Here is a 23,370-nt window from a genome sequence, read left to right as displayed (position 1 = left end):
AACGGGCGGAAAAGCCCGAGAACAAGGGGAACAGGACATGCTGATCAACCGACGCGATGCGCTGGCCCTCTCCGCCGGCGCACTCTTGGCCACGATGACCCCAGCCCGCGCGCAGGCGAAGAAGACCCTGCGCATGGCCCCGCATGCGGCGCTGCGCGTGCTCGATCCGGTGGTGACCAACGCCTACATCACCCGCAACCACGCCTTCATGGTCTACGACACGCTGTTCTCGGTCGATGCGCAGTACCGGCCGCAGCCCCAGATGGTGAAGGAGTGGTCGGTCAGCACCGACAAGCTCACCTGGACCTTCGTGCTGCGCGATGGGCTCGCATTCCATGATGGGCAGCCGGTCACGGCGCAGGACTGCATCGCCTCGATCGCGCGCTGGGCCAAGAAGGACGTGGTCGGCCTGCGCCTTGCCGCGGTTACCGCCGGCATGGAAGCCGTCGACGGCAAGGCCTTCCGGATTTCGCTGAAGGAGCCGTTCGGCCCGATGCTGGAGGGTTTCGCTCGACCGAGCTCGATCCCGCTCTTCATCATGCCCAGGCGCATCGCCGAACTGGCGCCCGACAAGGTGCTGGAGGAGGTCGTCGGCTCCGGTCCGTTCAAGTTCATCCAGTCGGAGTTCCGCCCCGGCGTGAGCTGGGCCTATGAGCGCAACGAGAAATATGTGCCGCGGGCCGAGCCGCCCGATGGTCTCGCCGGCGGCAAGCTGGTCAAGGTCGACCGGGTCGAGGTGATCTGGTTCCCGAGCAAGCAGACCGCCATCAACGCGCTCGCCAAGGGCGAGATCGACCTGCTCGAGAACATGAACGCTGACCAGCGCTCGCTGCTGCAGGGCAACAAAGACGTGGTCATCCGCCGCCGGCCCGGGCCGAACGCCTCGACGATCCGCTTCAACTGGGCGCAGCCACCCTTCGACAGCGTCAAGATGCGCCAGGCCGTCCAGGCGGTGGCAACCCAGCAAGACTATATGGACGCCTCGATCGGCGATCCCGAATCCTACCAGATCTGCCCCGCCTTCTTCGGCTGCGGCACGCCGCTGGAAAGCGCCGTCGGCTTCCCCGACACCGGCAAGCCCAATATCGCCAAGGCTAAGGCGCTGCTGCAGGAAGCCGGCTATAAGGGCGAGAAGATCGTCATCATTACGCCCGGCGACATCGCCTCCTTCGCGCCGCTGGCGCCGATGACGCAGCAGCTCCTGCGCCAGATCGGCATTCCCTCCGAGATCCAGACCATGGAATGGAGCGCCTTCCTGGCGCGCCGCGCCAAGCCTGATCCCGTCGCCGAGGGCGGCTGGAATCTGGCGCATGCGGTCTTCGACCGGATCGACCTGATCTCGCCGCTCGGCAACCTCAACTTCGATGCGCGCGGCAAGGTCGCCTATACTGGCTTCGTCGACGATCCGCAGACCGAGGCGCTGAAGGGCCGCTACCAGCGCGAGACCGAGCCGGCGAAGCAGAAGGCGATCGCCGAGGAGATGCAGCAGCGGGCCTATGATCTCGTCTTCTACGTCCCGCTCGGCACCTATTTCGACTACGAGACCTTCCGCTCGACCGTCTCCGGCTATGTTCCGTCGCCGGTCATGGTCGTCTGGGGCGTGGGCAAGGCCTGATGCTCAGGCTTGTCGCCCTGAGGATCGCGATGGCGGTGCCGGTGATGCTCGTCGTCGCCACCATCGTCTTCCTGCTGCTGCGGCTGAGCCCCGGCGATCCCGCGCTGATCATCGCCGGCGAGACTGCCGGGCCCGAGGCGCTCGCCCGCATTCGTGCCGAGATGGGGCTCGATCGCCCCCTCGTCATGCAATACCTCGCCTGGCTCGGCGAGATCGTGCGCGGCAATCTCGGCACCTCGGTGCTCTCCAAGATCCCCGTCCTGACCCTGATCTTCGACCGGCTGGAGCCCACCCTGGTGCTGGCTCTCAGCGCCATCCTGATCACGGTCGTGGTGGCGGTGCCGCTCGGCGCCATCGCCGCCTGGCGGCACAACAGCTGGATCGACCGGGCGGTGATGATGCTCTCGGTCGTCGGCTTCTCGGTGCCGGCCTTCGTGATCGGCTACATCCTGATCCTGCTGCTCTCGGTGAAGGCGGACATCTTCCCGGTGCAGGGCTATGTCAGCCCCTTCGCCGATCCGCTCGCCGCACTGCGCCATCTTGCCTTGCCGTCGATCACGCTGGCGCTGGTCTTCATGGCGCTGATCTCGCGCGTCACCCGCTCCAGCCTGCTGGAAGTGCTCGGCGAGGACTTCGTGCGGACCGCCCGCGCCAAAGGCAATGTCGAGCGCCGCGTGCTCTGGCGCCATGCCCTGCCCAACGCCGCGGTGCCGATCATCACCGTGATCGGGCTCGGCATCGCCTTGCTGATCAGCGGCGTCGTCGTGACCGAAAGCGTCTTCAACCTGCCCGGCGTCGGGCGATTGACGATCGATGCCATTCTCGCCCGCGACTATCCCGTCGTGCAGGGCCTGATGCTGTTCTTCGCGCTGATCTATGTCGGCGTGAACCTCCTGATCGACATCGCCTATGTGATCGTCGATCCCCGCATCCGGTATTGAGGCCTGTCATGTCGGCAAACGGACAGGCTCCTTCTCTGGCGCGGCGCGGCATCCTGATCGACGCGCTGCTGACCAACCGTGTCGCCTTGTTCAGCGGCGCACTTCTGCTGGCCATTGCGTTGTCGGCGGTCTTTGCCGGGCTGATCACCGGCGGCGACCCCTTCCTGATCCGCCCGCGCCTGCGGCTGCGCCCGCCAGGCAGCGAGTTCTGGTTCGGCACCGACGCGCTCGGGCGGGACGTCTTTGCGCTCGTGCTGCATGGCGGCCGGATTTCGCTGCTGGTCGGTCTGTTCGCGGCGCTCGCCGGCGCCGCCATCGGTACCGTGATCGGGCTGCTGACCGGCTATCTGCGCTGGCTCGATCCGGTCGTGATGCGGGTCATGGACGGCATCATGGCGATCCCCGGCATTCTCTTCGCCGTGGCGCTGGTCTCGCTGGTCGGCCCGAGCCTCTTCACTATCGTCGCGGCGATCACCTTCGCCGAGATCCCGCGCGTGACGCGGCTGGTGCGTGCCGTCGTGCTCAGCGTGCGCGAGGAGTCTTACGTCCGTGCCGCCGAAGGGCTCGGCATTCCGGCCCGCCTCGTCCTGCTGCGCCATATCCTGCCGAGCTGCATCGCACCGCTGATCGTCCAGACGACCTATATGTTCGCCGCTGCGATCCTGTCCGAAGCCGTGCTCGGCTTCCTTGGCGTCGGCTTCCCGCCGGACATTCCCAGCTGGGGCAATGTACTAGCCGAGGGGCGTGCCGTCTTCCAGCGCGCGCCCTGGACGATCATCGCACCGGGTCTCTTCCTTGCCGTCACCGTCATGGCCGTGAACCTGCTCGGCGACGGCCTGCGCGACCGGCTCGATCCTCGGCTCTCCCGTGCCGCGAAGGTGTCGTCATGACCGTGTCAGAACCGATCCTGCGCATCGAAAACCTCAGCGTCGCGCTGCCCGAGGGGCTCGACCGGAAGCATGCGGTCCATGACGTCTCGCTCGAGGTCCATCGCAAGCAGATCGTCTGCGTCGTAGGCGAGTCCGGCTCGGGGAAATCGGTGACCGCCGCCGCCGTGATGCGCCTGCTGCCCGAGAAGGTGCTGCGCATCACTGGCGGAGCGATCCATCTGGAGGGTGAGGACATTGCGGCGGCGTCTCCGGCGCGTCTGTGCGAATTGCGCGGCAACCGGATCGCGATGATCTTCCAGGAGCCGTTGACCGCGCTCAACCCGGTGATGCGGGTCGGCGAGCAGATCGCCGAGGTGCTGCGCATCCACCGGCCGCAGATGGACCACAGGCAGATCGAGGCGCGGGTCGTCGAGCTGATGGCGGATGTGCAGTTGCCGGACCCGGACAGGCTGGCGAGGGCCTATCCACATCAGCTCTCCGGCGGCCAGCGCCAGCGGGTGATGATCGCGATGGCGCTCGCTCTGGAGCCGGCGCTGATCATCGCCGACGAGCCGACGACGGCGCTCGACGTCACCACCCAGGCCCAGATCCTGCGGCTCCTGCGCGAGCTTCTGACCAAGCACGACAGCGGCGTGCTGATGATCACGCATGATTTCGGCGTGGTCGCCGACATCGCCGACCATGTCGTGGTGATGCAGCAGGGCGAGGTCGTCGAGCGTGGCACGCCGGACAAGGTTCTGGCGGCACCGGAGCATCCCTATACGCGCGCGCTGATCGAAGCCGTGCCGCGTTTCCGATACCGCCCGGAGCCGGAGCGACGCGAGGCCGCCGTCCTCGCCGTTGAAGGGCTGTCACTGACCTATCGCAGCACCAGTTTCCTCGGCGCCAAACGCGAGACCCGCGCGCTCGACACGGTCTCCTTCAGCCTGGCGCCCGGCGAGACGCTGGGCGTCGTCGGCGAGTCGGGTTCCGGCAAGACCAGCCTCGCAAAGACGCTGCTGCGCTTCGAGACGCCGGATTCCGGCCGCATCCTGTTCCAGGGGCAGGACATCGCCGGCCTCGCCGGCTCAGCGCTGCTCCAAATGCGCCGCCATATCCAGATGGTCTTCCAGGACCCCTATAAATCGCTCAATCCGCGCCGGCGGATCGGCCAGTCGCTGATCGAGGGACCGGTCCAGCACGGGCTTTCGGTCGGCGAGGCGGTAAAGCGCGCCGAGGACCTGATGGAGCTCGTCGGCCTGAGGCGCGATGCGCTCGATCGCTTTCCGCACGAGTTCTCCGGCGGGCAGCGCCAGCGCATCTGCATCGCCCGGGCGCTGGCGATGGAGCCTTCGGTCATCGTCGCCGACGAGGCCGTCTCCGCCCTCGACGTCTCGGTGCAGGCCCAGGTGCTGCGGCTGTTCGAGGAGCTGCAGCGCCGGATCGGCTTCGCCATGATCTTCGTAACGCACGACCTGCGCGTCGCCTCGAACATCTGCGACCGGATCGCGGTGATGCAGCGCGGGCGGATCGTCGAGATCGGCCCGGCCCAGCGCGTCTTCGAGGCGCCGGAGGAGGCCTATACCCGCGAATTGCTGGCGGCGGTGCCGGGTTTTGCCCGAAAGGTCGCCGCGGTCGCTTGACGTCCCGAGGAGGGCAGGGGGACAAGAAACGCGGGTTCCGTTACTGATCGATCATGCCGTTTGCCTCGTCACCCGCACGGAAAGCTCCGCATGGTGCCGCACCGGCGCGGGCCGAAGGGATGCGCCCGTGAACGGCAGGCCTTCGGACGGGCCCTCCTTCGAGCTGCGCCATCTGCGCTATTTCGTGGCCGTGGCCGAGGAGCGGCGCCTTGATCGGCTATGTCGCGTCGGCCGCCTATTCCGGCGTCCTCACCGCCGTCATCAGCGGCTTTCGCAGCGCTTTCGCCGAAGTCGAGCTCGTCCTTATCGAGATGGAGGGCGCCAGAGTGGCGACGCTATCCTGGAGCTTCGAGTCGACAATTGAACGCTCGGAACCCCTCGGGCCAATCTGACGCAGCAGCCGCCCGGCAAACGGGTGGAAGCAGGCCGAGATTGCTTACAGCTGATTAAATTCCATTTGGAACAAAAGCTGGCCAGCACAGTTTCAGACGTCGGCGCATTTTATGCCGGTGCGAGAGTGATGCGATGGGTAATACCGAACACGCCGCAATACGCGTCTCCAGCCCACGCCTCACAGAACAGGATTACGAGGACTTTTTCGAGAACGGTGCGCTCGCTCTTCACCTGGTCGGAAGGGATGGGACGATCGTCGGTGCGAACCGTGCCGAGTTGGAGCTCCTGGGATACACACACGACGAATATGTCGGCAGGCCGATTTCTGAATTTCACGCCGACCAGGCAACGATCTCGGAAATCCTCGACCGGCTCGCAGCGGGCGAAAAAATCGTCCGGTTTCCTGCTCGGCTATTGGCGAAAGACGGGTCGGTAAAACACGTCGAAATCACCTCCAGCGGCCGCTTTGAAGGCAACGAATTCGCACACACGCGCTGCTTCACAACCGACGTGACTGAGGTCGTTGAAGCGCGCCGCCAGCTTGCGCGAAAGCAAGACGAAATGCGCCAGATTTTAGAGGCTTTACCTGCGGCCGTGTATACAACAGATGCTGCTGGAAAGATCACATATTTCAATCGCGCGGCCGCGGACCTGGCTGGACGCGAGCCCGTGATCGGAGAAGATGAATGGTGCGTCACCTTTCGTCTCTATACGGCTGATGGGCGGCCACTTCCGCACGCCGAATGTCCGATGGCCATAGCGTTGAAGGAAAATCGCCCCGTGCGTGGCGTGGAGGCGATGGCAGCTCGCCCGGACGGATCGATGTTTCCGTTTTTGCCCTATCCAACACCGATGCGGGATGGAGCCGGTAATCTGGTGGGAGCGATCAACATGCTGATTGACATCACCGATCGTAAATCCGCCGAAGCCCGTCAACGCGTCCTGCTTGATGAGCTCAATCACCGGGTCAAAAACAACATGGCGATGCTCTACGGGTTGCTACGTGGCGCCCAGCGCGAAACGAAGAGCTCGGAAGCCAAAGCCGTACTTACTGATGCCGGACAGCGCATTGGCGCAATGGCCGCTGCTCAGCGATCAATGTACCAGAAGCAAGACGATGTTGGCGCTGACGCGCCCGGCTTAATCGGGGCGATATGCGCCAGTGCCAACGAGGTCTTGTCCAAAGACGTTCACCTTCACATCGATGTCCCAAACGATCAGGTGCGCAACGAGATAGCGATGCCGGTTGCCCTTATCCTCAACGAGCTGCTGACCAATGCGGCAAGACACGGCCGCGACGCACTAAACCGATGCAAGGTGTGGGTTTCGTTCAAGCGCTCGGGCGGGAACTTCGAACTGACTGTCCGAGATGGCGGCCCCGGATATGACTATAAGGAAACGGGACGGCGCTCTTCCGGCACAGGCTTGGTGGCGGGCCTCGTTCGCCAGCTTCGAGGAAGCTTCTCTGTCGCCCCGGGACCGGGCGCCGTCTCCACAGTTGTGTTTGCCGCCCAGGCCGGAGACTAATTTGTGCGTCTTACGCGATGGATGAGGGCCAAAGATGCCGGGGCTGAAGCCGGAAGATGCCGAGTTCGACAGCAGCGTGCAGGCACGAATTCTCATCGTCGAAGACGAATTTCTAATCGCCATGGAGCTCGAATATCGATTGATGGAGGCAGGCATCGAGGTCGTCGGAACGGCGATCACCGCCGAAGAAGCGATCGCAATCGCTAAGTCGGAAAAGCCCGATCTCGCGATCATGGACATTCGTCTAGCCGGGCGCCGAGACGGTGTGGACGCCGCCATCGAGTTGTATTCAACCCTTGGCATTCGTTCGATTTTTGCGTCTGCGCATGCGGACACCGACACGCGAAGTCGAGCCGCACCGGCTTCACCAATCGGTTGGCTGCAGAAACCGTACCAGGCCGAAGAACTCCTCAGGCTTCTCAAGACCTACTATCAAAACCGCGATGGTGCTGGCGATGCACAGGCGCATTCCGAATAGGCTCGGGCAACATCGCCGCGCGTATCACCGCAAAAACGGCTGTTACTATAGTGCATCCGGTGCACGCCCGTTATGGAGGGAAAAGTGACCACGCTAGGTGATGAAAGCACCAAAGGGTTGAAACGCGAATCGTTCGGTCTTGCCCGGCGAGCGAGCGAGCCAAGTGTCGCGCCGGACCGTGAGCCTGTCATTGTGAAGATCGAAGGCGACCCGGATCCCCGCGACTGGCTGGTGGCGATCATCAACGGATCGACAGACGCAATTATCAGCAAAGATCTCAACGCGAACATCCGCACTTGGAATGCAGGGGCGACGCGCCTGTTCGGCTATTCGGCCGACGAGGTGATCGGCAAGTCGATTACCATTCTTATTCCCGATGACCGGCTTGATGAAGAGCCGGCGATCCTGGCGGAAATCCGGCAGGGGCAGCGCGTCGAGCATTTCGAGACAGTTCGGCGCCGCAAGGATGGAAGCATTGTCGATATCTCATTGACGATCTCTCCGGTGCGAAATGCGCAAGGAGTGATTGTCGGAGCGTCCAAGATTGCGCGCGATATAACCGAGCGACGTCTCGCCCAGGAGAAGCAAAAGCTTCTCTATGGCGAAATGCAGCACAGGGTGAAGAATCTCTTTGCCCTCACGGCAGGTATCGTCTCGCTTAGCGCGCGGTCGGGTGGGGACGTTCTCACCGTCACAAGAAGCATTCACGAGCGCATCGCGGCGCTTTCGAGAGCGCACGAACTCACCATGCCGGACTGGCAGGGCGATGGCCTTGAGGGTCAAACCACGACCCTTCTTACCTTGGTCAAAACGATCCTGGAGCCCTATGAGGGTCATCAGGAAATCGTCATCTCGGGAGATGACCCATCGGTGGGCGTACGGGCGCTGACACATGTGGCGCTTCTTTTTCATGAGCTTGCCACGAACGCTGCCAAGTACGGCTGTTTATCGGAACCCGATGGTCGCCTCGCCATTGATGTTGTTGCAAAGGAGCGCGAGGTCAGTGTCACCTGGATGGAACACTGCGAAATCGTAGCCGAGCCGCCGTCAAGCCAAGGCTTTGGCAGTCGTCTCGAAAAAAGCATCGAGATATCTCTTGGGGCCAACATAGAAAGGCGCTGGCCCGATAGCGGACTCGTCGTGCAGATAAGAGTCCCGACGGACCAACTGGCAAGCTAGGCAATATCCGCCGGGAATTATCTGCGAAACATGCTCGTGGCGTCAGTGCTTTGCTTCGACGCCCTGCGCCTCGTCACGAGACAAGAATTTCGCCGTGACAGCCGGAAGGTTGTCTGCGAGCCAGCTTGCCATCGCCTCTTCTTCCCCCAGGATACGCGCGCAAACGGCGCTCGTCTCCGGATCTCCCACGGCGTCCGAGGCCGCGATCAAGGTTCGATAAGCTGCGATCTCCATATGCTCGAAGGTGTAACCGGCCATGGAGCCTTTAATGATTTCGTCGCTGGCAAAAGCGCCGCTCATTCCCTGGCCCATAGCAACGAACTTGCCCATGAGATCCTTGACCGTGGACGTATCGCCGCCGCGTCTGACGATACAGCTCTCAATCTGCGAAGCCTGCCGCTTCGTCTCGGACAGGTGCTCTTCGATCTTCATCTTGAGCTCGGGATAATTCTGGATGCGGCCTGCTAAGGCGGACAGCATGGTGACCGCTTGCTGTTCCATCGCATGCGCATCACGCAGCCAGTCCATCAGGTGATCTTCACGGCTCGTCATGATCTGATCTCGCTGTTCGAGTGATGCTGTCTTCGTCCCGCCGTCCCGGAGAACGAGGCGCTGCGAAACCACTCCTGATTGGGACTACTTGCGAACCCTCCTGCTGTTCCGGGAAGCTGAAAAATGTTCATGGGTGCGCGGATGACGCGCTGAACGCCTCGGCAGTGTTTCGCGTTGGAACGTTTGCCCAGCGAGACTCGTTCGCTTCCCGTGCCTCACACTTTTTTAGCTGCGCCCGAAGGGAGGGAGATCTCATGCAACATGCCTCTCTGCGTCTCACCTCCCGCGCCGCGCACATTTGTATCGACATGCAGCGTTTGTTTTCCGCAGACGGGCCATGGTCTACGCCCTGGCTCCCAACAGTGTTGCCGCAATGTGTGGCACTCACGCGGCATCGCCCGGAGGCCACGATATTCACGCGCTTTATTACGCCGACGACACCGGATGAAGCCGAGGGAGCATGGAGAACCTTCTATCGCCGCTGGCCGGAGACAACGCGCGCACAAATCGATCCCTCGTTGCTGGAACTCGTACCGGAACTGGCTTCATTCGCACCGCCCGCGCCGGTCTTTGACAAGCCGGTTTACTCGGCCTTTGCAGGTCGCAAGTTGGTCTCCTACCTGCAAGACCGTGGGATCGATACCGTCATATTGTCGGGCGCGGAAACCGATGTCTGCGTACTCTCCTCAGCCCTCGGTGCGGTCGATCACGGTTTCCATGTCGTGGTTGCGGCGGATGCGGTTTGCAGCTTCTCGGACGAGGGACATGACGCGCTCCTGAAGCTCTTCTCCGAGCGGTTCAGCCAGCAGATCGCAACCGCAGAGACCGCGGAGATTCTCAGGGAGTGGCCGGCATGAGTGCGTCCCCCGGACCGACGATGGATTGCCTCATCATAGGGGGCGGACCGGCAGGCCTCACCGCAGCGATCTACCTCGCGCGCTTTCACTTGCGGGTTGCCGTAATCGATGAAGGAAAAAGCCGCGCGCTGCTGATCGCGGAGAGCCATAATCTGCCGGGCTTCCCGGGCGGAATATCCGGCGCCGACTTTTTGTCGCTTCAGCGCGAGCACGCGCTCCTGTACGGGGCTGCCATTGGACACGGACGCGTAGAAGATCTCGCCCTGACGCCAGCAGGGTTCATCGCCCGAACCAGCGAGGCCTCATGGACGGCACGCTCCGTTCTGCTGGCGACAGGTGTCACAAACAGGCGGCCTCCTCTTGATGACGATATTCATGCTGAAGCCCTGTATCGCGGGCATCTGCGATATTGCCCTGTTTGCGACGGCTATGAAGTGACCGGCAAAAATGTCGCCGTCATTGGCGATGATGAAAAAGCGGTCGCCGAGTGCGAGTTCCTTCGCTCCTTTACCGATCGCCTCACGATGATATCGACGGGCGCCCGCCTTCCCGACCCGTTGCGCCGAAGGCTCGAGGCGTCCGGTGTGTCTCTCAGAGCCGGACCGATCACCCATACCCGTCTGCGCTCGTCGGGCCTCGAGATCAAAACCGCCGACGGTTCTTTTATTTACGACGCCGTCTATCCCTCCCTCGGCTCATCCATCCATTCCAGCCTGGCGCGCAAGCTCGGCGCGGCTGCCACCGAGGATGGATGCATTGAGGTTGATCGGCATCAGCGCACGACCGTGAAGAATCTCTATGCGGCCGGGGACGTTGTCTTCGGGCTGGACCAGATCAGCGTCTGTAACGGACAGGCCGCGATTGCCGCCGTGGCAATCAGAAACGATCTGAACGAACAGCAGCCGCAACTTTGGCCTTTAGAGAAGCATTCGCTGCAAACGGGGCTTGGTGACTGAGCCGGAGCCCGCCATGAAAATAATCTAGCGATGGCCTCGCCATCTCGTTGCTGTAGGCGGTGATGTTTCATTACAAGCGGCAGACACGCCTCATCTGCCGGGCAACCTCTTCGGCGCCTCGCAGATTGAACTCACCCAGTTTCCGTCCTGACGCATCGGAGATTGTTAGAAGGTCGCCGGTTCCGAACCGGCCCAAGAAAGCCGACGGTAGCGGACCCTCGGTAGGCCACGTGTCAACCGGCGCCTTATATCTGAGCCGGGCCCTAAACGCCTCGGTGCCAAATCCTCCGGTGACAGCGAATGTCAGTGTCATGCGTCTGCCATCAACCCGCGGCAGGCCCGGCACATCCCGCCAATCGGGCCGTCGCTGATCGGCTTTGGCGCGACAATCCCGAGCAAATGGAAACGTCCGCAAGATCGCGGAGGTGACGCAGCGTCTGAACACGCGCAATGCGGGGAAGGGCTCGCAATACCTCCGGGACGCCGCAGAGTGTGTTGCCGTCGGCGGAGGCCATTGGCTCGCGCATGTTCGCCTCCAAGCGGGGCCAGGTAGGAGGCGCCTACCCTTTGACCAGCATGGCAGCCGTGATCGGCCGCCGCGCCGTTCGTAACGCCTAGCGCCAGTATCGAACGCGTCCTGGATGATCCGTTGCTACCCGGACGTCGCGGCCCTGTTGCTAAAGGAGAACAATCCCGCCAACCGGGCAGCGCTGCGCCGACGCGGGAAGGCCTGGTTCGGCAACGAAATCAGCTCGATCGTCAATGCCATGTAGGGCGAAGAACGCTCCGACGAACCTGCAATTAACGTCGTCGGCGCGCGATATGCTGAGGCACTGTTCAAGACCGCTGCTGCGGTGACGCCAGCCCCAGTCTCGAAGCGCGCTGTCGTGTCTGGCGTCAGGGAGCTGGTCACACTTCGGATCGACAGCGAGGTGCTCGCCCACTTTCCAAGACGATGGACCTCGCTGGCAGGATCGGATCAACGACGTCCTGCGTCAGGTAGTGTCCCCGTCCGATGACGAAGGTCTCCAGCCTGGCGAACTCAACGCGTCGAACGACGGCTAGTCGCAGCGATCGGGGCGTATCGCGCCAGAGCCTGCTCCGCCCCCGGCTCGCCAAGCATTTCCCAGTATGCCAGCATGCCCTAGGAATAGGGATTGGTGATGCAGGCGATACTCGGCTTATTGTTGTTATGCGTGGGAATGGGTTGGGTGCCTGCCTCGGCACAGACGTCGGCACTATCGGATAACGCCGAGTCGATCGCGATGGTGATCGGCAACAAGAGCTACAAGCAGACCAGCACGGTCGACTTCGCCCATAACGATGCCGAGGCGATCAAGGCCTACCTTATCGGCACACTCGGCTTCCGCGAGCAGAACGTCTTCCTCTTGAAGGATGCGACCCTCGGCGAGCTCAACCAGGCCTTCGGCAGCGAGGCCAATCCGCAGGGCGGGCGGCTCTGGCGCAGCGCAGTCGAGGGCCGGTCAAACGTCTTCGTCTACTATTCAGGCCACGGCGTGCCCGATCTCGCGACCCGTCAACCCTTTCTGCTACCGCAGGACGGCAACCCGAATGCGAGCGAGAGCGGCTATGCCGTGCAGACGCTCTATCGCAATCTCGAACTGGTCAGGCAGAAGATCGGGCCGCAACGCCAGTTGATCGTGATGATCGACGCCTGCTTCACTGGCGAGACCGGGCGCAAGGGCGAGAGCCTGCTCGCCGTCTCGGCGCCGGGCTTCACTCCGGCCAAGCCCCGCACCGGTGGCGGAATCGTCAAGCTGGTCGCGACCTCCGGCACGACCCCGGCGAACTGGGACGGGAGCCAGAAGCTCGGCCTGTTCACCAGCCGCTTCCTGATGGGTGCTGCCGGGCTGGCGCGGCCCGCCGGTGCATCCGAAACCGGCCCGCTCGCCTGGTCCGATCTGCAGCGCTACCTCAAGGAGACGGTCGAAGTCGCCGCGCGGCGCGACAGCGGGCGCGAACAGGTGCCGGAGATCGATCTCGCCTCGATCGCGCTGCCGGTGGCGCAGCCGGTCCCGGCGGTGGCGCGCGCCGTCGCGCAGGCGCGGGACGAGGCCAACTGGCAGCGGGCCAAGGCGGCGGGCGAGCCCAGCGCGCTCGAGGCCTATGTCGCGCGCTGCGGCGAGACCTGTGGGTATCGCGAGGCGGCGATGGCGCTGCTGCTTGACAAGCGCCGCAGCACGGAAGCCGTCAGCGACGAGCAGAACTGGGTGAGGCTCGGCGGCTCCGGCAAGTACGAGGATTATCTCAAGGGCTGCGGCACGGTCTGCGCCTATCGCTCGCTGGCCGAGGGCTATCTTGGACGCAGGGACGCCTCGCGCGACCCGCGCGTCCAGGAATGCGACGAACTCGCCGGCGATCCAAACGATCCCGACAGGCGCGAGGGCGTCAAGGGCGTGAAGTTCGGTCGGCTCGATACGCGCGCGGCGATCGCCGCCTGCCGGCAGGCAGCGGAGGCGCAACCGGAGGTCAGGCGGCTCTCCTACCAGCTCGGCCGCGCCTATGACAAAGCCGAGCGCTACAAGGACGCGCTCGCGGCCTACGATAAAGCGGCCGCGGCCGGCAGCGCCGCGGCGATGAACAATCTCGGCACGCTCCATGAAAACGGCCAGGGCGGCAAGGTCGACTTGCAGAAGGCCTTCGCCTCCTATGAGCGTGCGGCCGGCACCGGCAACGCTATTGCGATGAGCAATGTCGGACGCATGCTGCAATATGGCCGCGGCCGAGCGCGGGATGAAAGCGGGGCACTGCGCTGGTACCAGAAGGCGGCGGAGGCGGGCGATGCCTTCTCGATCGCCAAGCTTGTGCCGGCCTATCTCGAAGGGCGACCAGGCTTTCCCAAGAATCCGCAGAAGGGTTTTGACCTGTTCCGTCAAGCGGCCGACAAGGGCGACCCAATCGCGATGGTCTCGATGGCGACGCTGATCGACAACGGCTTCGGCACCTATTTCCCAGGCGCGAATGCGCTGCAGATGCTGATGAAGGCGCTGGAGAAGGGCGAGGCGGGCGCGGCGGCGGTGTCCTCCAGCGACGTCTCCGACCAGAAGCTGAAACCTGATACGGTGCGGGCCTTGCAACGGGCGGCGCAGAAGGCGGATCATTATAGCGGCGCAATCGACGGGCGCTTCAATCCCGTCTTCGTCCGCGCGCTCGATTCCTATGCGCGGTCGTTGGAACAGGAGCGGTAGATCGCAACGTGAGTGGCTTGTCGCGCGGCCTCCTCGTCGCCGGATTGCTTCTCGCAGCGGGTGGCGCTGCGCGTGCAGATGCGCTGTCGGGCTGGCTCGATGGCGTCGCCGCCTGTGCCGGCAAGCGCGACCTGTCGCTCGCGGTCGTCGGCTTCGACCCCGGCCAGCAGGTGCTGTCGCGCATCCAGGCCGATGAGGTCAGGCTCGCGATCGAGAGTCGGTTGCAGAGCGAGGGGCGGGTCAGGTTGGCAGCAAGCGGCGATGTCGTCCGCATCAAGACGTTACGGGACAGCCTCAACCTGCAGAAGCCAGGCGAGGCCGAGGCGCAGATCCGGCGGGCTTTCGACGGCGACGCCAGCGTGTTCTTCACCGAGCCGGCACGGCAGGAGGACAGAGCGAACTTCCGCCTGCAGGCGATCACCAAGACTGGCGACTGCAAGGCGACGAGCGAGCCGGTCGAGGTCGCGATCCGGACTACGCCGGGCGTGGTCGACATCGACCAGGTGATGAGCAAGGCGGTCGAGAACCTCGTGCGCGCTGCGCCCGAGCTACGGCGGGTCGATATCTGCCCCTTCGTCGTGGCGAACGGCTACAGCGCCTGCAGCGCCGCGCTCGGTGAGCGATTGCTGCTGGCGCTCGATGCCGAGTCGCGCTCGGACGACCGCGTTTTGCATGCGCGGCCGCTGGAGATCCGGAAAGCAGCGCCCGGTCAGTGCGCCGCTGCTGGCGCCGAGGTGACGACACGCGGCCGCTTCGCCAGGGATCGCGAAGGCCAGAGCTGGATGGAACTCGAATTCCGCCGCGGCAATACCGTGCTGGCGCCGACCGGGCGCAATCCCATCCCTGTCGAGAGGCTGGGCTGCGACCCGGCTGTCCGGCCCTTCCTCGATCATGTCGCTGCCACCGCCGGATCGGATCGGGCGCGGCTCGCCTTGCTGCCAGCGGCCTCGCCCTTCGCGAGGGGAAGGCGGCTCGACATCCGCATCGAGGGCAAGGCTGGGACCAGGCTTGCCTGCTGGGTGCTGGCGCCGGACGGCACTGCCTCGGTCGTGCTGCCGGTTCGGGGCGAGGAAAACCGGGGCGTGCTGCGCGCCGGCGGCCTAGCCTACCCTTACGATTTCGGACTGAACGACATCGTGCTCGACGCGGCCTTCGAGAACCTGTTCGCCTGCTTCGGAACGGATGCCGAGCTGCCGGCGGCGTTGCGTGAGCGCTGGCTCAAGGCGGCGCCGAGTGCAGCCGAGGATGCGGCGACGCTGCAGCCCTCCGAGGTGCTAGACCTGCTGGAGCTGCTACGGGCAGTTCCCGGCCTGGTCGAGGCGACCACGCCGATCGTGGTACGCTAGCGAGGGCGCTTGCCTTCTTCCTTGGCGAAGCTCACGCTCCCGTCGTTGAACAGCGCGAACAGAAGCTCGCGCTCGCTTTTGCGAGCTGACGCGGAATGCTCGCACTGGCCCCCCTGGAGCGAGCGAAGGACACGGCGATGGCGAGCGGCTGGGCTCCGGACGGGGCAGTGCAGGATCAGATTGACGATTCCATTACTGACGCGGTTCGATTGGCTCGCGCCAAGTTGGCAACTGGTCCCGGCGAAACTCACTGCCAGGTTTACGCGAGGAGATTCCGGAAGCCAGGCGCAAGGCGATGCCTGGTGCTCGTACCTGCGTTGATTGCCAATCCGGCATCGACAGTCGCCCGGAATTCGGCGGCATCAATCGCCGCGGTAGCAAGGACAGCCAACTGAAGTGACCTAAGATGACGTCCAGCGTTAATGGGTGCCCGGTTCGGGTCGCGGATTGTCGCTCGTGGCGGATCGGTGATGGCAAATAACCTGCAGGCGATGTGGCTAAGAGCCGCGATAGTGGTTTTGATCGGAGTGGCACTGGCGCTGCCGCTGCTGTAATCGCTCGCGCAGCGAGTTAGCTCTAGTCAGGATAGTCGCGCGCGAGTTGATCGTACAAGCATTCATCGGCGGCATCTACAATCTTGGACGCCCGGATCTCATCTGCGGATACGGGCCGCCCACCATGGCACCGCTGGAAGGCGTAGCTGGCCCTTTCGTCAGCGAACCTCACCCGAACCTTCCCTGAGTGGCCGAGCACCGAGCCTACCTCCGCATCGACCTGCCATTCAGCGAGCCAAGCCTCGAGCTCGCGCAAGCGCGTGTGAAACCTGTCGCGATCGACGTCGATGAGGACATGAAAGGGACGAGCTTCCATCATTCCACCATCCCACGGGGATAGGTCAGCAATCGATCACCACTGCCTCAGGGTACCTCATAATCCTCCCAAGCAACAGGAGGACACGATGCCGATCTCGATCAGCTGTCGTATGGCCAACCGCTTTGCTTTCTCGCTCAACCTTCGCGAACCATCGCACTCATCTTCTGGTGGCTCTAGGCCAGCAGTCTCAAAGCCCCAGTTCAGCTCTCAGAGCAATCTGAAAGCCCATAGTCCTAACGCTACGAGCCCCACCCAGCCAGCCGCGGCGCGTGCCGCTTTGCCACGGCGATGCAGCTCACGCCGCCAGCCCGGCCAGGTCGCCAACAATGGCACGGACATTGAACAGCAGCTTGGTCGGGTCATTGGGTTGCGTCAGTGTGACACAAAGTAGTTCCCCATCGAGATACACTCCCGAAGAACGAGCTAGAGAACTCATCGACGGGTTCACGACGACGCTGCATTCGTCGTCGATTCCGGTTGTTCTTACCAATCGGGACAAGGCCCTCGCTCAGGCCACGTTGGCCATCTCAGCCGCAGAACACGACGCTATCGCGGCGGTGGCAAAAATGTTCGATCGGCTTGCAAGCTCCGGTGTCAGGACGATCTCCACGGAGAAGGCGGCCGAGCTGATCCATGAAATGCTCCACGAACCCGATATCCCTGACTGATCGCGCAAAGTACCGCTTGCATCCGGCTTCGCCACCGTTGAGCAGACGCCGCTGGCGGGACTAGATCGATCCTCCTCCTCGCCAATGAGCGTGACCATTGGTCGGCCGACGTCAAATTGCGCGTGGGGTGGGCGGCAAGATCACGCTCGTGCCAGTGCGCGAATGGCGCGGTACCATCGAGTTGCGGCTCGATTAGCAGAATGACGACGGCGCCTCAGAGGAGGCCGAACGCCCAAAGGCCTATCGTCAGTGACGCGACCCAGACCGCAGCAATGATTGCTGAGTTCCCATATCGATAAAGATTCTGCCGCCAGTGGGGCCATTTCGCCCAGCGCACGCGCTCCTTGCGATTCTCGACGCCAATCTGTTCCCAATGGCCCATCAGAATAGGCTGCCCAGCGGCGGCAGCTCAGGTGGCAGCGGCGGCGCCTCCGGTTCGGCCGGGACAGCGGTCGCCGGATCGTCGTCGCCGACGCGCACGTTGTTCATGGGCCGGTTGACGATCCACTCCTGGAGTCCTGGCGGCGCCTTCATCAGGATCTCCTTGCCGGCCGAGCCGTCGAGCCAGGCGTCAAAATCGTTCGGATGCAGCATCGCCGGCATGCGGTTGTGAATGCTCTTCATGAAGCGATCGGCGTCGGGGGTGATGATGCGCGCGCTGATCACCTCTTCCCCATTCTCGTCGCGCCAGCGTTCCCATATCCGGCGAAGTGGAGGATCGTGCCGTCGTTTGCGCTGATGTAGTGCGGGGTCTTGTCGCCATTCCGCCTTTCGACTTCATCCCAGATGTATCATCGGTATATGCCTTGCGACGTCCCCATCATGTCTTTTGACAGGCTCTTGGTCCGAGTATTGCGCTTTCATGAGTCGCTACGCCTATGCCGGCCCAATTTGAAACAATGTGTACCGCGTGGGGCCTAATGTCGTTGAAACGCAATAGAGCTAGTTCCATTTCAAGCTATGACGAGTGCACGGTCCACCTGCTGAGCGCGTTTTTCTGCGTGACTGGACGGGCCAAGGAAGACAAGCAATTGCGTAGCGCGATTGAGGCTGTACTCATCAAGTTGACTACTGCGCAGGCCGCGACTGCCCCCTCCAATGTGATCCAGTTCTGTCGTGATCTGCGCCGCCGAGGGTACGGCCCGCCTTGATCTCTTCAAATCACCCGAAACAATGTCGCCTCGTCGCCTTCTCCCTCAGCCCATTGAAGGACGCGTGACGCAGCTTCTCGTCATGCGTCCAGCCGCGATAGGCGATTTCGGCGGCGAGCTTCGGCTCCACCCAGAGCACGCCCTTTGCGCTGATGCCGCGCGCCGGTGGCGATGCCGCCTTGAGTCGGTCGAGTTGCTTTCGCAGCGCTGTAGCGCTGGCCTGCGTGAAGCCGGTGCCGCCGCTGCCAACATAGGCCTGGCCATCGTTTCCGTTCCCGGCCAGGAGCAGACGGCCGATGCCGCCGAGCGCAGCGTTTGACGGCTCATAGCCGATGATCAGGAAGGTGTCGGACTGGATGCATTTGATCTTGAGCCAGTCACCGCCCCGGCCGGGCCTGTAAGGCGCATCGCGGCGCTTTGCGATGATGCCCTCCAGGCCAAACTTGCAGGCGCTCGCCAAGAATTCGGCGCCATCGGCCTCGACCTCTTCGCTTAGCCGGATCACGCCGCTTTCATGATCGATCAAATCCTCGAGCTTGTCGCGCCGCTCGCTCAACGCCATACGCGTCAGATCGTGTCCATCGAGGTAAAGCAGGTCGAAGGCGAAGAGCATGGCACGCTCGGCCTTGGCCTTGCCGCCGCGATCGAGGGAAAGCGGTGGGTCCAGTCACGACCACCGCGGGTGATGACGCGCACGCTGGCGGCGTCGCGATGGACCGCCAGGCGGTAGCCATCCCACTTGACCTCGAAGGCCCAGTTCCGCCCCGTCGGCGCCTTCGATTGCAGGAGAGCGAGACACGGCTCGATCCTTGCCGGCATCGGGTCAGTGAAGAGATCGGGCTTGGCAGCGCCGCGACGCGCTTTGACCGGCGCACTTTGCAGCGCATCGGCAGCAGGCATAGCCTTCAGGACACGACGCGGCTGCCTCGCCATACTCAACACCACTGAACGCAACGAACTGGCGACTTTACGCCGATTGCGGTTGGACGTTCCGGCTTCACTAGAATGCCGGCAGGAGCCAACCTATTGCGCACCCTTCATAGTCTCATTAGCGTGGAGATAGTAAAGACTCGAGGCGCTAATGTTCGATTGCCACGGTTCCTTTTGGGCAGCATCGGCGTGCTTGCCGATGTGGCATTTGACGTTGGCGAATGTTGGATCGGCTGCGTTAGCCATAGCGGGTCTGCTAGTCCTCGATTTCAACTCCCTCTGACGCAGCTACGCTCATGAGCCACGTTCACATCGTCGATCCCGACAACGTGCCGGAGACCTTCGTGCTAGGTCCGTTCAGCTGCACTGTTACGGGGCACTTTGCGACCTTGACGTTCACGCACGAAAGGCCCGTCGCCGAAAAACTGTTGACGGGTCAAAGGGCGGAACTAAGCCTCGAAGCCGTAGTTCGGGCGCGCCTAATTATGCCGGTAGAAGGACTAAAAAGTCTGCGCGAATCGATTGATCAGCTGTTGCGCGGTCTCGGGGCGGCGGACCAAGAATCTGACAGCGCGCGCGGTCACTGATTAGCGGCCCGACCAGGACGGAACGCTTGCAAAGCCCTAAAATGTGGACATCTGGTGAGCGATATGCGGTCGCCAGTTCGCCCCTATTTACTTAACCACAGGGCTTATCCGAAGTTGCCTCCCGCGAGTTCATCAGCGCCTGTAGTTTTGCGTCGTACTCGACCGCCATAGTGAGCGGCGTCGGGATCAAGTTAACATCCCCGGTGGCGCTGGCTAAGCGGCGGCATCTTGCTGCCGCGGCGCGCAGGAAGAAGATCTGCTCTGCCAAGGTCGCGCTGGTCGGAAAATCAGGTTCGTTCATGGCGGCATGCTCATCACCGCCTCAACGTTGTCTGACTACCGGCGTTCCCAAACCGAGGGGAGAATCTAAGCCGCAGTCGGAACAGCCCGTCCTCGCCGTAGTTTCCAAGCGATGACACATAGGCAATGGCGGGGATTGAGGAAGTCAGGAGCGCCTTCTGAGGCTTTGCACAGAGGAGCGAAAAATGGGGCACCGTTACGCGGTCGGAGACCAGGTTCGCCTCGCGTTTGGTTTCCATGACCACGATGCAGTCGGCCTGTATGAGGTCACGCGCCTGCTGCCTTATCAAACTGACAGCGAGCCACAGTATCGCGTGCGCGGTAGCGATGACCGGGAACGGGTGATCGGCGAAACGCAAATCAGTGGTGTAGCGCCGGCCGGGAATCGACCTGCTGGGCCGCGAGGTCCCCGCAATCCGATCACCGAGGCGCTCAACCGTCTAATTGGAAAAAAGGAGTAAGAGGCGGTACAGGAGGGATCAGCGCGTCCGGCTAAAGAAACCACTTTGGCTAATAGACTAGGGTCGTTCATCTTCCGCCTGCAGCTGCTTCCTCCTAATTTTTTTGTAATCCTCAGTCTTGGCGATATCGATTGACAATCGCGATTGCGGCTCTTATGGTGATGCTCGTCGATATTTGTTGGTTGGTCGTTGTTATTTTCGCGCTTTGGCGCGGTCCTGATAATCTCCCCCTTTCGAAATCGTTCTGAATTCGCCGAACATCCTGTTTGGCGAACGACAGGTCTTGCCAAAAGGAGGGTTTTTCATGACCACCGGCACCGTGAAATGGTTCAATTCCACCAAGGGCTTTGGCTTTATCCAGCCTGACGACGGCAGCCAGGATGTGTTCGTGCACATCTCCGCGGTCGAGCGCGCTGGAATGCGCGATCTGCAGGAAGGTCAGAAGCTCGGCTTCGAGGTCGCCCGCGATAACAAGTCAGGTAAGATGGCCGCCGAGCAGCTTCAGGCGGCGTAATCGAACTGTTTCGTCGATGATGACCACGGATGTACTGGCATCGCCGACAGCAGTTACCCGGAAGGCCAAGCTCAATGCTTGGCCTTTTTTTATAGCCGGCGTATGCCGCACCAGATCGGAAATCGTAATGGCTGAGCATTCAACGCAGCGAACCACTGCCGAGAGCACTTTTCTGAAAATCCAGACCCAGGCACTTGCCCGCAACCGGATCTTGTCGGAATCCGAATCTGCTGCTCAGACGCGGAATGCGAACATGGCGAAGCAGAGACAACAGCGTCTGGAAAAAGAGGCGGCGGATAGGCAAATTGCTATGGTCACAGCGGTTTCTAAAAAGCGGAAGAGGCCGGCTTAACTAGTCAATGCCGCGCTATTTCTTCGATATTTTTAACGGCGAAGCAGGCCCCGTTGATCTCCGGGGTCATGAATTAGACGATGAGGCTGCTGCTCGCGCTGTGGCTCTGCAGACGTTAGCGGACGTCGCGCGCAAAGACATTCCGCGCGGGGGCGAAGCTCGCATCACTGTGAGAGTTCGGCGCAACGGCGTGCCGATTTATAGCGCCGTCATGACCCTCAACGAGCAATGGATCCGTCTCGATTCGTAAAGTCGCCTGCGCTGAACAGATCGTATCCGCTTCTTGAGTTCGCCAGATGCTTGGAAGCGCCCCGAACCAACTAGGCGATAAGACAGCCTCTCGCCGACGAAGCAGGGAGACAACAGCATCGGCGAGAGGCATGGCGCTGATGGGAACGCGCCGCCGCCAGGCTAGCATGGTGTGCTGAAACAAAAAGCTCTAGTAGCGGGCTGAGAGCCTCCCGCTGGCTGGGACGAGAGTCTGACAGCCGGCAATTGGTGGTGGCGCAAGGGATCAGGCGGCGCCGCCATGAACCCGGCTATTCATCGGTCGGTTCCTCGGGAACTGCGGACTGTGTCCGGCCGCGGCCTTTGAAGTCGAGCCAAGCCTTGTAAATCCCCTCACCGGCCTGATCCTGGACCCGCACCTTGAAGTTCGCGCGATTGCCATGGGGAAGATTATCCCTGGCCATATCCGCCAATGAGCACTGTGCATCATCGGTCGCGGCTTGTTCGCTGGGATAGTCTACATTGAGCATCATACCGCAGCAGGTTGGCGACCTGGTAGGCGAGCCAAGTCCTATCGCGTTCAGGATTTCCGGAACAAAGCCCGCGCTTTTCGATTTCGGCCCAAGCGGCCTCAAGAGCGCGTTGGGCTAGCGCGACGGGATCGTGGAACGATGAGAACGGCATGGCGCGTACTATAAGCGTAATTTTCCCAGCGAGCATATCATGAGCAGACTGCCGAGTCCCGGTTGGCTTTACCTGATCGCGCTCGCCGTTGTTGCGATAGCGTGCTGCGTCATCATGGAAGCGCCGACACTGGGGCGATAGCATACGAAGCCCGCCTGCGGGTGCCAGCGGGGCTGATGATGAAAACTGGCGGCGGTGGAAGTGCATCCGCGATTAGCAGCCGGCGCGGTGTAGCGAGTCTCCTCAGTCAGCCGCCCGCTCCATTCACTAGTTTCGGCGGTATTGAAGCAGGGCCTGCTCGACGGCAGCCGGAGCGGTGATGAGTGGTTGCCGCGATCCCCGCAGCCAACAAAAGTGTCCGAATCATAACGTCTCTCCAGGGTCTGCAGCCGCCAAAAAGGAGCCCACCCGGTGACGGATGGGCTCCAATTCATCACTCAATGATCTGAACGATCTTGCGGGTCTTCGGCTCGACCAACACCGTCTGGTCATTGACCACCGTGTAGCGGTACTCCGTCTTGCCGTACTTTGCCGGAACCTCGCGATACGTGACCGTCTCCGGCAACGTCGCGCCGACGACCACCTTCTCGCGGTACGCGACGGAAGGCACCTTCTGCTCCTTCACATAGGTGCGGAACTCAGTGCGATGATCAGCGGAGATACCGCCCACAATCGCACCAGCCGCAGCACCACCGACTGCACCCACTGCGGCGCCAGCCGGACCGCCGACGATCGCGCCGCCAACAGCACCGGTAGCCGCGCCGCCCGCAGCGCCACCGGCCGCGCCGGAGTTCGTCTGCGCAAAAGCGGTTGCCGGAGCGACAGCGAGCGCGGCGATCAGAACAAGATGTTTGATCATGGTACTTCTCCCATTCGTGGACAAATGCCCCTCAGTCGCATTCTAAACTGCGGCAGATACCGCTAGTTCCATGAATAAGCGTTCATAATCAGACAGTTATATCGTTCGCGCACGATTCAGCAGGTCCTCAGCCGCGCTTGCGATACCATTGGCGGTCGTCGTCCGCGCCTGTTCGGCGGCGAGATCGCTGAGGGGCTA

The 23,370-nt window shown here is 62.5% G+C and carries 22 protein-coding genes and 3 pseudogenes; 18 read left to right on the top strand and 7 right to left on the bottom strand.

The window, feature by feature from the left end; all coding sequences use genetic code 11:
* The first annotated feature begins 37 nt into the window (after positions 1–37).
* The 8 genes from ASE66_RS30190 to ASE66_RS30155 all read left to right on the top strand — a co-directional run bounded on the left by ASE66_RS30190 (position 38) and on the right by ASE66_RS30155 (position 8,645).
* Entirely contained in the window at positions 38–1,615 is a 1,578-nt protein-coding gene (locus tag ASE66_RS30190) for an ABC transporter substrate-binding protein (RefSeq protein WP_057193669.1), read from the top strand.
* On the top strand, positions 1,615–2,556 hold the full coding sequence (locus ASE66_RS30185; RefSeq protein WP_057193668.1) for an ABC transporter permease: 942 nt from the start codon (positions 1,615–1,617) through the stop codon (positions 2,554–2,556). Before ASE66_RS30190 ends, ASE66_RS30185 begins: the two co-directional genes overlap by 1 nt.
* Before the next feature lie 8 nt (positions 2,557–2,564).
* Positions 2,565–3,446: an ABC transporter permease gene (locus ASE66_RS30180; RefSeq protein ID WP_057193667.1), complete on the top strand. Its 882-nt coding sequence runs from the start codon at positions 2,565–2,567 to the stop codon at positions 3,444–3,446.
* Positions 3,443–5,068: an ABC transporter ATP-binding protein gene (locus ASE66_RS30175; protein WP_082613869.1), complete on the top strand. Its 1,626-nt coding sequence runs from the start codon at positions 3,443–3,445 to the stop codon at positions 5,066–5,068. Before ASE66_RS30180 ends, ASE66_RS30175 begins: the two co-directional genes overlap by 4 nt.
* Positions 5,069–5,277: 209 nt before the next feature.
* Positions 5,278–5,460 (top strand): hypothetical protein, encoded by a 183-nt coding sequence (locus ASE66_RS30170; RefSeq protein WP_057193666.1) that lies wholly within the window; start codon positions 5,278–5,280, stop codon positions 5,458–5,460.
* A gap of 133 nt (positions 5,461–5,593) precedes the next feature.
* The gene (locus ASE66_RS30165; protein ID WP_057193665.1) at positions 5,594–6,988 is read left to right on the top strand and encodes a PAS domain S-box protein; all 1,395 of its coding nucleotides are present in this window, start codon (positions 5,594–5,596) and stop codon (positions 6,986–6,988) included.
* A 34-nt stretch (positions 6,989–7,022) separates the two neighbouring features.
* Entirely contained in the window at positions 7,023–7,466 is a 444-nt protein-coding gene (locus ASE66_RS30160) for a response regulator (RefSeq protein ID WP_057193664.1), read from the top strand.
* Between the two features lie 84 nt (positions 7,467–7,550).
* The gene (locus tag ASE66_RS30155) at positions 7,551–8,645 is read left to right on the top strand and encodes a PAS domain S-box protein (protein WP_057193663.1); all 1,095 of its coding nucleotides are present in this window, start codon (positions 7,551–7,553) and stop codon (positions 8,643–8,645) included.
* A gap of 42 nt (positions 8,646–8,687) precedes the next feature.
* Here ASE66_RS30155 and ASE66_RS30150 read toward each other — a convergent pair whose 3' ends face one another.
* Positions 8,688–9,197: a ferritin-like domain-containing protein gene (locus tag ASE66_RS30150; protein ID WP_057193868.1), complete on the bottom strand. Its 510-nt coding sequence runs from the start codon at positions 9,195–9,197 to the stop codon at positions 8,688–8,690.
* A 254-nt stretch (positions 9,198–9,451) separates the two neighbouring features.
* Here ASE66_RS30150 and ASE66_RS30145 point away from each other — a divergent pair, with 254 nt between their 5' ends.
* The 6 genes and pseudogenes from ASE66_RS30145 to ASE66_RS34095 all read left to right on the top strand — a co-directional run bounded on the left by ASE66_RS30145 (position 9,452) and on the right by ASE66_RS34095 (position 15,965).
* Positions 9,452–10,054, top strand: coding sequence for a cysteine hydrolase family protein (locus tag ASE66_RS30145; RefSeq protein WP_082613867.1), 603 nt, complete (start codon positions 9,452–9,454; stop codon positions 10,052–10,054).
* A complete protein-coding gene (locus ASE66_RS30140) occupies positions 10,051–11,010 on the top strand; it encodes an NAD(P)/FAD-dependent oxidoreductase (RefSeq protein WP_057193866.1) in 960 nt (319 codons plus the stop codon). The genes ASE66_RS30145 and ASE66_RS30140 overlap by 4 nt, the downstream gene beginning before the upstream one ends.
* Before the next feature lie 800 nt (positions 11,011–11,810).
* Positions 11,811–12,075: pseudogene (locus tag ASE66_RS33565) on the top strand (BrnA antitoxin family protein).
* Between the two features lie 146 nt (positions 12,076–12,221).
* Entirely contained in the window at positions 12,222–14,219 is a 1,998-nt protein-coding gene (locus tag ASE66_RS30135) for a caspase family protein (protein WP_244495124.1), read from the top strand.
* 8 nt (positions 14,220–14,227) lie between these two features.
* Positions 14,228–15,565: a hypothetical protein gene (locus ASE66_RS30130; protein WP_244495123.1), complete on the top strand. Its 1,338-nt coding sequence runs from the start codon at positions 14,228–14,230 to the stop codon at positions 15,563–15,565.
* A 137-nt stretch (positions 15,566–15,702) separates the two neighbouring features.
* Positions 15,703–15,965 (top strand): annotated as a pseudogene (locus tag ASE66_RS34095) (DksA/TraR family C4-type zinc finger protein).
* 176 nt (positions 15,966–16,141) lie between these two features.
* On the opposite strand, the gene ASE66_RS30125 reads toward ASE66_RS34095, so the two are convergent.
* The 3 genes and pseudogenes from ASE66_RS30125 to ASE66_RS30115 form a co-directional block, all read right to left on the bottom strand.
* A complete protein-coding gene (locus tag ASE66_RS30125) occupies positions 16,142–16,438 on the bottom strand; it encodes a hypothetical protein (RefSeq protein WP_057193661.1) in 297 nt (98 codons plus the stop codon).
* A gap of 1,049 nt (positions 16,439–17,487) precedes the next feature.
* Positions 17,488–17,808 (bottom strand): SOS response-associated peptidase family protein, encoded by a 321-nt coding sequence (locus tag ASE66_RS30120; protein ID WP_082613866.1) that lies wholly within the window; start codon positions 17,806–17,808, stop codon positions 17,488–17,490.
* Positions 17,809–18,267: 459 nt separating this feature from the next.
* Positions 18,268–19,190: pseudogene (locus ASE66_RS30115) on the bottom strand (ATP-dependent DNA ligase).
* 293 nt (positions 19,191–19,483) lie between these two features.
* On the opposite strand from ASE66_RS30115, the gene ASE66_RS30110 reads away from it, so the two are divergent.
* Positions 19,484–19,774 carry a hypothetical protein gene (locus ASE66_RS30110; RefSeq protein WP_057193659.1) on the top strand — a complete coding sequence of 97 codons (291 nt, stop codon included), beginning with the start codon at positions 19,484–19,486 and terminating at the stop codon, positions 19,772–19,774.
* Between the two features lie 91 nt (positions 19,775–19,865).
* Here the strand turns inward: ASE66_RS30110 and ASE66_RS30105 are convergent, their stop codons facing one another.
* Positions 19,866–20,075 carry a hypothetical protein gene (locus ASE66_RS30105; protein WP_057193658.1) on the bottom strand — a complete coding sequence of 70 codons (210 nt, stop codon included), beginning with the start codon at positions 20,073–20,075 and terminating at the stop codon, positions 19,866–19,868.
* Positions 20,076–20,259: 184 nt separating this feature from the next.
* On the opposite strand from ASE66_RS30105, the gene ASE66_RS32325 reads away from it, so the two are divergent.
* The 3 genes from ASE66_RS32325 (at position 20,260) to ASE66_RS30085 (ending at position 21,651) form a co-directional block, all read left to right on the top strand.
* Positions 20,260–20,535 (top strand): hypothetical protein, encoded by a 276-nt coding sequence (locus ASE66_RS32325; RefSeq protein WP_156412402.1) that lies wholly within the window; start codon positions 20,260–20,262, stop codon positions 20,533–20,535.
* A gap of 304 nt (positions 20,536–20,839) precedes the next feature.
* The gene (locus tag ASE66_RS30095; RefSeq protein WP_057193656.1) at positions 20,840–21,049 is read left to right on the top strand and encodes a cold-shock protein; all 210 of its coding nucleotides are present in this window, start codon (positions 20,840–20,842) and stop codon (positions 21,047–21,049) included.
* Between the two features lie 359 nt (positions 21,050–21,408).
* Positions 21,409–21,651: a DUF6894 family protein gene (locus ASE66_RS30085; RefSeq protein ID WP_057193654.1), complete on the top strand. Its 243-nt coding sequence runs from the start codon at positions 21,409–21,411 to the stop codon at positions 21,649–21,651.
* A gap of 289 nt (positions 21,652–21,940) precedes the next feature.
* Here the strand turns inward: ASE66_RS30085 and ASE66_RS32990 are convergent, their stop codons facing one another.
* Together ASE66_RS32990 and ASE66_RS30075 are read right to left on the bottom strand one after the other, a co-directional pair.
* A complete protein-coding gene (locus ASE66_RS32990; protein WP_156412401.1) occupies positions 21,941–22,159 on the bottom strand; it encodes a DUF6894 family protein in 219 nt (72 codons plus the stop codon).
* A 587-nt stretch (positions 22,160–22,746) separates the two neighbouring features.
* Complete coding sequence (locus tag ASE66_RS30075) at positions 22,747–23,172, bottom strand: DUF1236 domain-containing protein (RefSeq protein ID WP_057193652.1); 426 nt, start codon at positions 23,170–23,172, stop codon at positions 22,747–22,749.
* Positions 23,173–23,370 lie beyond the last annotated feature (198 nt).

Source organism: Allobosea sp. Root483D1, from assembly GCF_001429505.1.
Lineage (GTDB): Bacteria > Pseudomonadota > Alphaproteobacteria > Rhizobiales > Beijerinckiaceae > Allobosea.
The sequence above is the reverse complement of the archived record's forward strand: the minus strand, read 5'-3'. Positions and strand labels throughout refer to the sequence as shown.